At 71.5% G+C, this 11,333-nt stretch carries 7 protein-coding genes; 4 read left to right on the forward strand and 3 right to left on the reverse strand.

What is annotated here, in order from left to right; all coding sequences use genetic code 11:
- The first annotated feature begins 172 nt into the window (after positions 1-172).
- The 3 genes from CFK41_RS07090 (at position 173) to CFK41_RS07100 (ending at position 3,195) form a co-directional block, all read left to right on the forward strand.
- Positions 173-1,132, forward strand: coding sequence for a hypothetical protein (locus CFK41_RS07090; RefSeq protein ID WP_096799021.1), 960 nt, complete (start codon positions 173-175; stop codon positions 1,130-1,132).
- A 41-nt stretch (positions 1,133-1,173) separates the two neighbouring features.
- Positions 1,174-2,217: a hypothetical protein gene (locus tag CFK41_RS07095; protein ID WP_227873242.1), complete on the forward strand. Its 1,044-nt coding sequence runs from the start codon at positions 1,174-1,176 to the stop codon at positions 2,215-2,217.
- A 78-nt stretch (positions 2,218-2,295) separates the two neighbouring features.
- Positions 2,296-3,195, forward strand: coding sequence for a tetratricopeptide repeat protein (locus CFK41_RS07100; RefSeq protein ID WP_096799023.1), 900 nt, complete (start codon positions 2,296-2,298; stop codon positions 3,193-3,195).
- Positions 3,196-3,273: 78 nt separating this feature from the next.
- Here CFK41_RS07100 and glgB read toward each other — a convergent pair whose 3' ends face one another.
- The 3 genes from glgB to glgX form a co-directional block, all read right to left on the reverse strand.
- Positions 3,274-5,508, reverse strand: coding sequence for a 1,4-alpha-glucan branching protein GlgB (glgB, locus tag CFK41_RS07105; protein ID WP_096799024.1), 2,235 nt, complete (start codon positions 5,506-5,508; stop codon positions 3,274-3,276).
- A 1-nt stretch (position 5,509) separates the two neighbouring features.
- Entirely contained in the window at positions 5,510-7,537 is a 2,028-nt protein-coding gene (locus CFK41_RS07110; protein ID WP_096799025.1) for an alpha-1,4-glucan--maltose-1-phosphate maltosyltransferase, read from the reverse strand.
- A gap of 87 nt (positions 7,538-7,624) precedes the next feature.
- The gene (gene glgX / locus CFK41_RS07115) at positions 7,625-9,844 is read right to left on the reverse strand and encodes a glycogen debranching protein GlgX (protein ID WP_096799026.1); all 2,220 of its coding nucleotides are present in this window, start codon (positions 9,842-9,844) and stop codon (positions 7,625-7,627) included.
- Between the two features lie 339 nt (positions 9,845-10,183).
- Here glgX and CFK41_RS07120 point away from each other — a divergent pair, with 339 nt between their 5' ends.
- Positions 10,184-11,320 (forward strand): AAA family ATPase, encoded by a 1,137-nt coding sequence (locus CFK41_RS07120; RefSeq protein ID WP_096800985.1) that lies wholly within the window; start codon positions 10,184-10,186, stop codon positions 11,318-11,320.
- Positions 11,321-11,333: the final 13 nt, after the last annotated feature.

Consider the following 11,333-nt stretch of genomic DNA (forward strand, 5'->3'; position numbering starts at 1 on the left):
GACGCGCGCCCCGCGCCGGCGCCGTCCATGAGAGGCCGATGAGACGCCCATGAGAAGGCCTTTACCCAGGTGCAGATGCTCACTCGGCCCTGGTCCGGGCCTCTCCTCGCCCGTATCGTGGCCGGGTCATCTCCTCGGCCACGTGTCGAGCCCCCCTGAAGGAGCTTCAACCGTGCAACGACTCCTGGCCGTCCTCCTGGTCCTGATCGGCCTGACCGGGCTCGTGCTGGGCCGTCTGGGTGAGACCACCTGGGCCCCCGCGACCGAGACCACCGCCACGGTGGACCTCTCCGGTGCCGGACCTGCGGTCGTGATCGATCCGGGCGTGCTGTACGTGGGAGGAGAGCAGGGCGAGGTCGTCATCGAGGGCGCCTCCGACGTCTCGGTGATCACCGCGAACAACGCGGACATCGACGCCTACCTCGAGGGCGTCCACCACACCCGGGTGACCGGGGCGAGCGACTGGACCACCCTCAGCACCGAGGACGTCGACCCCGAGGGCGCCGATGAGCTGAAGAACCCCACCTCCTCCGATCTCTGGCGCACGGTCGAGACCTCGCCCAGCCCCACCACGATCGACGTCGGCGAGTTCCACGCCGCGGAGAACGGCAAGAACGAGCAGGTCTACCGCTCGCTGCTCATCGTCACCGACGGCACGCAGCAGGGCGCCGAGAAGATCTCGATCACCTGGCCCGTCGACGCCGAGAACGAGTGGGTTCCCTTCGCCTACGCGGGCGGCGCGGCGATCGCCGTGATCGGCCTGGTGCTCCTGGTCGTCTCCCTGGGCGGCCGGCGCCGTGACGAGGACGAGCTCGAGGACGGCGAGCCCGCCGTGCAGGAGCCCGCCGTTGCAGGTGCGGCGGCAGGCTCCGGTGGCGCAGTCGCAGGTGCGGAGTCCGACGCCGACGGGGCGCAGGGCGCGGGTCTCGACGAGCTCTTCGCGGACACCGGCGAGAAGCCGCGCGAGGAGAACGTGTGGTCGCTGGGCGCGGACTCCACCGCATCCGGTGACTCCGTCGCCCCGAGGGACTCCGACGCACCGAGCACCGAGGACGCGCAGCAGAGGGGCGAGAGCGCCGAGGACCGCACCCAGCCGATCGATCCCGTCGACGACGGGGGAGACCGCCGATGACCCGCCACGACCTGCGCCGCACTGCGCGGAAGGACCTCACCATGAGCACTCTCCCCGTCGGCCGTCGCGGCCTCTTCCTGGGGGCGGGCAGCCTCCTCGCCACCGGGCTCCTGGCCGCCTGCGGCTCGGAGCCGACGCCGCCCGCGGCTCCGCCGACGGGCAAGGAGCTCGCCGAGCCCGCTCCGGCGCAGACCACCGGGCAGATCACCGCGATCGTGCCTGAGGTCAACGCAGCCGTCGCCGCCGCGGACAAGGCGCTCGATCCCAAGAAGCTGGGCCCGCGCGTCTCCGGCTCCGCCGTGAAGTTCCGCACCGCCGCCTACGAGATGATCGGCAGGGCGAAGGAGTGGAAGGAGGAGCTCCGCGTCCCCGGCGCGAAGCTGCTCGTCCCGCTGACCTCCCTGTCCGAGGAGTTCCCCCGGGTCTCGATCGCCCTGGTCGAGGATTCCGCGAAGGAGGGCGTGCCGTACTTCCTCGCGCTCCAGCAGGCCGATGCGAAGTCCGGCTACACCACCTGGGGTTGGGCGCAGCAGGCCGTCGGCGTCGAGATGCCGATGGTGCCCGACGCCGCGGTGGGCTCCGAGCAGGTCACCGCCGATGCCGAGGGCCTCGTGATGACTCCGAAGAAGGCGCTCGAGCTCTACGCCGCGGTGCTCTCCAACGGCGCGGAGAGCGATCCTGACGGCCAGCTCGGGGCGAACCCGTTCCAGACCGCCACCCACGAGCGCATCCAGACCGAGCGCAAGGAGCTCAACGCGGGCGTCGAGAAGGACGAGGCCGCGACCATCCACGAGAAGTTCTCGGTCAACACCGAGGAGTTCGTGGGCCTGCGCACGGATGACGGCGGAGCGATCGTGATGGGGACCCTGACCTCGTCCCGCAAGGTCGCCATCAAGGACGGGGCGAAGGTGAGCTACGCGGAGGACAACGCGTACACCAAGGTGATCGGGAAGAAGGAGTTCTCCTCCGAGTTCGTCCGCACCTATGGCACCCACGTCGCGATGTATCTCCCCTCGGCGGATGCCGGCGGCAAGGTCCAGCCCATCGGCGCGACCCAGACCGCGCTCGGCGCCAGCGGCAAGTGATCCGGCGGTGCCGTCCGGCACCGCCCAGCCGCACTCCCTAGACTGAGGGCATATCACCGTCTTCGAAGGAGCTCACCCGTGACTGATCCGTACGGAATCATCGACCTCGCCGCGCTCAAGAAGCCCGCCGGGGCCGCGTCGGGCGGGTCGGCGAACGCCGGCACCCCCTCCGCCCACGAGATCGCCGTCACCGAGCAGGGGCTCGAGCAGATCATCGCCGACTCGCAGCAGATCCCCACCCTGCTGCTGGTCACCAGTGCCCGCGTGCCCGAGGCGGATCAGTTCCTCTCCGCGCTGCGTCGCGGCGCCGATGCGCGCGGCGGTGCGATCCGTCTGGGCGTCGTCGACGCGGACACCGAGCAGCGGGTCGCCGGCGCCCTGCGCGTCCAGCAGCTGCCCACCCTGCTCCTGCTGATCCAGGGCCAGCTGCAGCCGATCGTCGAGTCGGTGCTGCCCGAGTCGGAGATCGACACCCTCCTCACCCAGGTCATCGAGGTCGCGCGCCAGCAGGGCATGGAGCTCCCCGAGGGGGAGGGTGCCGCCCAGGAGGCTCCCGAGGAGCCGCTGCCGCCGCTGATCGCCGAGGCCTACGAGGCGATCGAGCGCGGTGACCTGGACACCGCCGTCGCCGCCTATCAGAAGCAGCTCCAGGAGAGCCCGGCCGATGCCGAGGCGAAGGCCGGGCTGGCCACCGTGTCGCTCATGCGACGCACCCAGGACGCCGACCTCGCCGCAGCCCGGGAGGCGGCGGCGCAGCAGCCCTCCGATCTGGACGCACAGCTCCTGGTCGCGGACCTCGACATGCTCGGCGGGCACGTCGAGGACGCCTTCGCGCGGCTCCTGGACCAGCTGCGCGGCGCGGACCAGGAGACCAAGGACACCGTTCGGGGACGCCTGCTCGAGCTCTTCGAGGTGGCGGGTCCTGACGATCCGCGGGTGGCTCCGGCGCGCAAGCGCCTCGCGAACCTGCTCTTCTGAGCCGTCGGGCTCGACCTTCCGCTCACGACGAGGGGCCGCGGCATCGTGCCGCGGCCCCTCGTGCGTGTCGAGCCCTGATCAGCCCCGGAGGCGCTCGGGGACCAGGATCACCGCACCCAGCGGCGGCACCGACAGCCGCACCGAGTGCTCGCGTCCGTGACGGGGGAGCGGCTCGGCGTGGACGCGGCCCAGGTTCCCCACCCCGCTGCCGCCGTACACGGGGGCGTCGGAGTTGAGCACCTCGAGCCAGGACCCGCCCTCGGGCAGCGGGACGCGGAGGTCGTGCCATGGTTCCGCCGAGAAGTTCACGACCACGACCACCGGATCGCCGGCGGCGTCGCGGCGGACGTACGAGAGCGTGTTGTGGGCGGAGTCGTCCCCGATCAGCCACTCGAAGCCGGCCGGGTCCTGATCCCTCTCGTAGAGCGCCGGGAACTCCGCCTGGACGGCGTTGAGATCCTTGACCAGCTGCTGGGCGCCGCGATGCAGCGGGTACTCCAGCAGCCACCACGGCAGCCCGGACTGCTCCGACCACTCGGTGCCCTGGGCGAACTCGATGCCCATGAAGATCAGCTGCTTGCCGGGATGCGTCCACTGGAAGGCCAGGTAGGAGCGAAGCGTCGCCGCCTGCTGCCAGTCATCGCCCGGTGCCTTGCGCAGCAGCGATCCCTTGCCGTGCACGACCTCGTCATGGCTCAGCGGCAGCACGAAGTTCTCGGAGTACTGGTAGACCATCGAGAAGGTCATCTCGCCGTGGTGGTGCTGGCGGTGCACCGGGTCCTCGGCGATGTACTCGAGGGTGTCGTGCATCCAGCCCATGTTCCACTTGAAGCCGAAGCCGAGCCCGCCGGCGTCGGTGGGACGGGTGACGCCCGGGAACGAGGTGGACTCCTCGGCGATCATCACGATGCCGGGGGCGCGCTTGTACGCGGTCGCGGTCGCCTCCTGGAGGAAGGCGATGGACTCGAGGTCCTCACGACCCCCGTGGCGGTTGGCGACCCACTGGCCCTCCTCGCGCGAGTAGTCGAGGTACAGCATCGAGGCGACCGCGTCGACGCGCAGGCCGTCGACGTGGAACTCCTCCAGCCAGTAGCAGGCGTTGGCGACCAGGAAGTTGCGCACCTCGTGGCGTCCGGTGTCGAAGATGTACGTGCCCCAGTCGGGATGCTCCCCGCGGCGCGGGTCGGCGTGCTCGTACAGCGGGGTCCCGTCGAAGCGGCCCAGCGCCCACTCGTCCTTGGGGAAGTGCGCGGGCACCCAGTCCAGGATCACGCCGATGCCGGCGCCGTGGAGGGTGTCGATGAGGTGGCGCAGCTCGTCGGGGGTGCCGAGCCGGGAGGTGGGGGCGTAGTAGCCGGTGACCTGGTAGCCCCAGGACCCGCCGAAGGGGTGCTCCGCCACCGGCATGAACTCCACGTGCGTGAAGCCCATCTCCGAGACGTACTCGGTGAGCTGGCTGGCCAGCTCGCGGTACCCCAGACCCGGGCGCCAGCTCGCCAGGTGCACCTCGTACACCGACATCCGGGAGGCGAGCGCGTCGTGCGAGGCGCGCTCGGCCAGCCAGTGGTCGTCGGTCCACTCGAAGTCGCTGTCGGTGACCACGGAGCCGGTGGCCGGGGGGACCTCGGCGAAGCGGGCCATCGGATCCGCCTTGTCCCGCCAGGTGCCGTCGGCGCCGAGGATCCGGAACTTGTACGTCTCGCCGACCCCGATGCCGGGGACGAAGATCTCCCAGACCCCCGAGGAGCCGAGCGAGCGCAGCGCGTGCAGCCGCCCCTCCCAGCCGTTGAAGGTGCCCACCACCTGGACCGCGCGGGCATTGGGCGCCCAGACGGCGAAGGAGGTCCCCGCCACGTCGTCGAGGGTGCGCACGTGCGAGCCCAGCGCCCGCCACAGCTCCTCGTGCCGTCCCTCGTGGATGAGGTGGAGATCCAGCTCGCCCACCGTGGGCAGGAAGCGGTACGGCTCCTCGAGATCGACGGGATCGGCGCCCTCCGTCCAGGTCACGCGGATCCGGTGCGAGGGGAGCTCGGCGGCCTCCACCACCGCGACCCAGATGCCGTCGTGCTCGTGCTCCATCGGCACGGTGCCTCCGTCGGGAAGCACCACGAGGACCTCGTGCGCGAAGGGCTTGAGCGTGCGGACGGTGATCGCGCCCTCGTACTCCTGGGCCCCGAGCACCGAGTGCGGGTCGTGATGGCTGCCGGTCGCGGTGGCGCCCAGCTCGTGCTCGCCCAGCGGCATCGCCGTCGGCGCCGCAGGCGTCGGAGCTGCCGGGACGACGTCCCGGGGACGGTCGGGGATCTCGGACATGTCAGCTCTCCTCGGGATGGATGATCCGCAGGATGTGCGCGGGCCGGTCGGCCGCGCGCAGGATCACGTAGGGGTCGCGACCCCAGCTGAACCGCTCACCGGTCAGCAGGTCCTCGACCTCGAAGGCCTCGCCCACCCCCAGGGCGTCGAGGTCCAGGCGCAGCGCGGTGTGGGCGTCGCGATCGTGCTCGGTCAGGGAGACCACGAGCACGGTGTCCGGCGACCCGGTGCCGCTCGCGGCGGCGTCGAGGTGCTTGGAGAAGACCAGCACCTGCTCGTCCTCGGCCTCATGGAAGCGGATCGCGGTGAGGCTCTGCAGCGCCGGGTGCTCCCGGCGGATCCGGTTCAGCGTCCCGAGCAGCGGCCCGAGGCTCTCCCCACGAGCCAGCGCCCCCGCATGGTCACGGGGCTTGAACTCGTACTTCTCGTTGTCGATCTGCTCCTGCGCCCCGGGCCGGGGCACGTCCTCGACGAGCTCGTAGCCGCTGTAGATGCCCCAGGTGGGGACCAGCGTCGCGGCGAGGATCGCGCGCAGCACGAAGGCGTTGCGACCCCCTGTGCTCATGTACGGGGTGAGGATGTCGTGGGTGGTGGGCCAGAAGCTGGGCCGCATGTACGGCGCCGACTCCACGAGCTCCTCGAGGTACTCGCGCAGCTCCTCGGCGCTCTCGCGCCACGTGAAGTAGGTGTAGCTCTGGTGGTATCCCACCTTGCCCAGGGTGTGCATCATGGTGGGCTTCGTGAACGCCTCGGCCAGGAAGATCACCTCGGGGTGCTTCGCGTCGAACTCCGCCAGCAGCTCCTCCCAGAAGCGCACCGGCTTGGTGTGGGGGTTGTCGATGCGGAACAGGGTCACGCCGTGCGCCACCCAGTGCTCGAGCATGTCGCGGATCGCGGCGTACAGGCCCTCGTAGTCGGTGTCGAAGCTCAGGGGGTAGATGTCCTGGTACTTCTTCGGCGGGTTCTCCGCGTAGGCGATGGTTCCGTCGGCCCGCACGGAGAACCATTCCGGATGCTCCTGCACCCAGGGATGGTCCGGCGAGCACTGCAGGGCGATGTCGAGGGCGACCTCGAGATCGAGCTCCTTCGCGCGGGCCACGAAGGCGTCGAAGTCCTCCAGGGTGCCCAGCTCGGGGTGCACGGCGTCGTGGCCGCCGGCGGGGGAGCCGATCGCGTAGGGGGAGCCGGGGTCACCGGGCTGGGGGTCCAGCGTGTTGTTGCGCCCCTTGCGGAAGGTGGTGCCGATCGGATGGATCGGGGTCAGATAGGCGACGTCGAAGCCCATCTCGGCGATCCTGTCGAGGGACCGCGCGGCGGTGCGCAGCGTGCCCGAGGTCCAGCCCTGCTCGGGATCGAAGTGCGCGCCCTCGGAGCGGGGGAAGAACTCGTACCAGGAGCCGTACAGGGCGCGCCGGCGCTGGACGATCAGCGCGTGCGGGCCGGAGACGGTGACGCCCTCGCGCAGCGGTCGCTCGGCGAGGACGCCGCGCAGATCCGCGGCGAGCGCCGGGGCGACGCGGGCGCCGGCGGACAGGCCGGGGGCGCGCAGGCTCTCGAGGGCGGCGCGCACGAGCGGGCCGTCGGCGGCGGGACGGGTGCCCTCCTCGACCTCGGCGAGCACACGGCGCAGGACGAGCGCTCCCTCGGCGCAGACCAGGTCCGTGTCGATCCCGGCGGGGATCTTCACCTCGGCGACGTGCGCCCAGGTCTCGTACGGTGCGGAATGCGCCTCGATCCGGAAGCTCCAGCGGCCCAGAGCATCCGGGCGGATCGTGGTCTCCCAGCGGTCCAGCCCCGGATTGACGCATCGCAGGGCCTGGCGATGCTCCTCGCCCTCGGGGGACGTCAGCACGAGCTGCACGCCCATCTCGTCGTGTCCCTCGCGGAAGGTGTTGGCGCTGACCGTGACGGTCTCGCCCTCGACGCAGCGGGCGGGGAACCTCCCCCCGTCGACCACCGGCTGCACGTCCATGATCGGGATCCGGCCGACTCCGGCTCCCAGTCCCGTGAGGTCTGTGGTCTCGGACATTGGCCCTCCTGCCTGAGCCCCCGTCCTGGACGAGGCGCCCCGCGACGGTCGTGGTGACAGCCCTCACGATAGCCGCTCGGCGGGCCCCTACGCCGCGTCGGGCGTGATCCCGAGGACCACCACCGCCCCGGCCTCGACCAGGACCGTGCGGTCGGTCAGCGGGGTGGGGACGACGTCGTCGGGGGATTCGAGCGCGGTGTCCAGCAGCACCCGGGCCGTGCCCTGCGGCCAGGGCGCCCTCGGAAGGGCGACGCGCACCGGATGCGGCTCGGAGGAGAGGACCACCAGCAGGTGCTCCGCGCCCTCCCTCCCGGGGATCGCCGGGCGCAGCATCACCAGCAGGTGCTGGGACGGGTTCATCCAGTCCTCATGCGCCATCGGACGCCCGTCCGCGGCGAACCAGGCGACCTGACCGGCGTCCAGCGCCGCGGGGTCGGCGGGGCGCAGGAAGTGCGGGGCGCGCAGCTGGGGATGCTCCCCGCGCAGCTGCAGCAGCCGCGAGACGGTCCCGCGCAGGGCATCCCGGCGCGGGCTCCGCTCCCAGTCCATCCACGAGATCTCGTTGTCCTGGCAGTAGGCGTTGTTGTTGCCCTGCTGGGTCCGCCGGCGCTCGTCGCCCGCAGTGATCAGGGGAGTGCCCGAGGCCAGCAGCAGCGTGGCGAGGATGCTGCGCGCGGTGCGCCGACGGGCCACCTCGATCTCCGCGGCGCCGTCGGCGCGCGGGTCCAGCTCGCCCTCGTGGCCGTGGTGGTACGAGCGGTTGTCGGAGGTGCCGTCGCGGTTGTCCTCCCCGTTGGCCTCGTTGTGCTTGGTCTCGTAGAGGGTGAGGTCGCGCAGAGTGAAGCCGTCATGTGCGGTGACGTAGTTGACCGAGGCCCAGGGCGAGCGGAGGCTGCGCCCGGCGGGCAGCTCGAGAGGATCGGCTCCGGTGAACAGATCGCTGGAACCGGCCAGGCGCGTCGCCAGATCCCGGACCCCGCCGATCGCGGGATCGCCGGTCCGCTCGCGCACCGCCCGGTCGGAGAGCCAGAAGGCCCGCACGTCGTCCCGGAAGGCGTCGTTCCACTCCGCGAAGGGTGCCGGGAAGCTCCCGGTCTGCCACCCGCCCGTGCCCACGTCCCAGGGCTCGGCGATCACCTTCACGCCCCGCAGCACCGGGTCGGTGGCGATCGCGCGGAGCAGGGGATGGTCGGCGCGGAAGCCGTGGTCGTCCCGGCCCAGGGTCGCGGCGAGGTCGAAGCGGAAGCCGTCGACGTGCATCTCCTGCACCCAGTAGCGCAGGGAGGCGAGGACCAGGTCCATCACGTGCACCGAGCGCGGATCCAGCGTGCCCCCGGTCCCGGTGACGTCGACGAACCGGCTGTGGTCGGTCCAGTAGTACTCGAGGTTGTCCAGGCCCCGCAGCGAGAGGGAGGGGCCGTCGGCGCCTCCCTCGGCGGTGTGGTTGTAGACCACGTCGAGGATGACCTCGAAGCCGGCGGCGTGGAGGCTGCGCACCATCGTCCGCACCTCGTCGACCACGGCCTGCGCACCGGCGGCCTGGGAGGCCGTGGTGGCCAGCGAGGGGTCCGGGGCGAAGTAGGACAGGGTCGAGTAGCCCCAGTAGTTGGTCAGGCCCAGACGGGTCAGATGGGGCTCGTCCATCGCCGCATGGATGGGCAGCAGCTCGATGCTGGTCACGCCGAGGCCGCGCAGGTAGTCCGTCACCGCGGGGTGGCCGAGCCCCGCATAGGTGCCCCGCTGCTCGGACGGCAGCGCGGGATGCAGCTGGGTGAAGCCCTTGACGTGCATCTCATAGAGCACTGTCGAGCTCCAGTCCACGAGCGGCCGCAGATCGTCCTGCCAGTCGAAGGAGTCGGAGACGACCACGGACCAGACGCCGTCCTCGCCGCTGTCGGTCCCGTCGGGCCGGGCGGCGTCGCCGACGCGGTCGAGCATCGCATCGACCTCGAAGGGGAAGAACGAGCTCAGCAGCGGCGAGGAGTGGGAGACTCCGCGCGCCCACGGATCCAGCAGCAGCTTGCGCGGATTGGCCAGCAGCCCGGCCGACGGATCCCAGGGCCCGTCCACGCGCAGCCCGTACCGGGTGCCGGGGACCATCCCGCTCACGTGGTCCCAGTGCAGGCCGCCGTCGACGTGCCGGAGGCGCTGGCGGTGCTCGGCCGTGCCCTGGCGGATGCAAAGGTCCACCGACTCCGCGCGGGGGGCGGCCACGGCGAAGGTCCCACGGCCCTGCTCGTCGACGACGAGACCGGGGGAGGTGGGGGCGACGGGCGGGGTCGCACGGTCGACGCGGTCGGTGGGCACCCGGGCATTCTGCCACCGCGCCGCGCGTGGTTGACCGCCGAGGTGACCGGGGCCGCTAGGATCGTCGCGGTGGTCCTGGTTCCGTCGCCGACGGGACGCGGGATCGCAGCACGATCGACCGGCATCACAGCACGGCACCGCCGCATGACAGCACTGCACGACAGATCCGCAGGACCGATCCGCACGGCCTCGGCCGTCCCGGCCTCCGGCCGCCTCGGGGGAGGGCCCGCGGAATCACGTCGTGCACCGGGTGCCCCTGGGGTGGCGGGCGAGCCGTGGACCGACGGACGAGCGGCACCGGCCGCACGAGAAGAACGCATGACGGGGGAGCCGCAGCGCATGAGCATTCCACCCAGCCAGCAGTCAGGGGACCTGGCGCGACCGGCCGCGCCTCCGGCACCGTCCGGGCCCTCGGCGGCCTCCGCCTCGGGACCGGGGCGACCTGTGGGACGGCCGCCGCGGCGACCGGGGGAGTTCGCCCCCTCGGCCCCGGCCATCGCTCCCGGGGACCTCGAGCGCAGCGCTGCGATCATCGGCACGATCACCGGGGTGTTCCACTCCCGCGTGGTCGGCCAGGAGAACCTGCGCCTGACGCTGCTGGCCGCGCTCGCCGCCGGCGGGCACGTGCTGCTGGAGTCCGTGCCGGGCCTGGCCAAGACGACGGCCGCCAGCGCGCTCGCCTCGTCGATCACCGGCTCCTTCGCCCGGATCCAGTGCACCCCGGATCTGATGCCGAACGACATCATCGGCACCCAGATCTTCAACTACGGCTCGGGGACCTTCACCACCCAGCTGGGGCCTGTGCACGCCAACGTCGTGCTCCTCGACGAGATCAACCGCTCCAGCGCGAAGACGCAGTCCGCGATGCTCGAGGCGATGCAGGAGCGCCAGACCTCCATCGGCGGCGAGGTCCACCGCCTGCCCGAGCCGTTCATGGTGCTGGCGACCCAGAACCCGATCGAGGAGGAGGGCACCTATGTCCTCCCCGAGGCGCAGATGGACCGCTTCCTGATGAAGGAGATCCTGACCTACCCGCGCCCGGCCGAGGAGCACGAGATCCTCGACCGCTCGACCGCGGGCAACCTGACCGGTCCGCGCCAGGCCGTGGGCACCGTGTCCCTCGAGGACGTGCGCTTCCTGCAGGCGATGGTGGACCAGGTGTACGTCGATCCCGCGGTCAAGCGGTACATCATCGACCTCATCTTCACCACCCGCGGCTCCGGCCCCCGCCCGGTCCCGAACCTCACGCAGTCGGTGCGCGTGGGCGCGAGCCCCCGCGGCTCCCTCGCGCTGATGCGGGTCGCGCAGGCCAATGCGCTGCTCCAGGGCCGTGACTACGTCACCCCGGACGATGTGCGCACCATGCGATACGGCGTGCTGCGCCACCGTCTGGTCCTCACCTTCGACGCGCTGGCCAGCGGCATCAAGCCCGAGCAGATCATCGACGCGGTGTTCCACGCCGTGCCGATGCCCTGAGCGACGAGACGAA

This window comes from Brachybacterium ginsengisoli (assembly GCF_002407065.1).
In the GTDB taxonomy this organism is placed as follows: domain Bacteria; phylum Actinomycetota; class Actinomycetes; order Actinomycetales; family Dermabacteraceae; genus Brachybacterium; species Brachybacterium ginsengisoli.

Bases quoted from the DNA above. Each gene is read 5' to 3' on its own strand.
- CFK41_RS07095 (WP_227873242.1), top strand. From the start codon at position 1,174: ATGAGCACTCTCCCCGTCGGCCGTCGCGGCCTCTTCCTGGGGGCGGGC.
- glgB (WP_096799024.1), bottom strand. From the start codon at position 5,508: ATGTCCGAGATCCCCGACCGTCCCCGGGACGTCGTCCCGGCAGCTCCG.
- CFK41_RS07110 (WP_096799025.1), bottom strand. From the start codon at position 7,537: ATGTCCGAGACCACAGACCTCACGGGACTGGGAGCCGGAGTCGGCCGG.
- CFK41_RS07120 (WP_096800985.1), top strand. From the start codon at position 10,184: ATGAGCATTCCACCCAGCCAGCAGTCAGGGGACCTGGCGCGACCGGCC.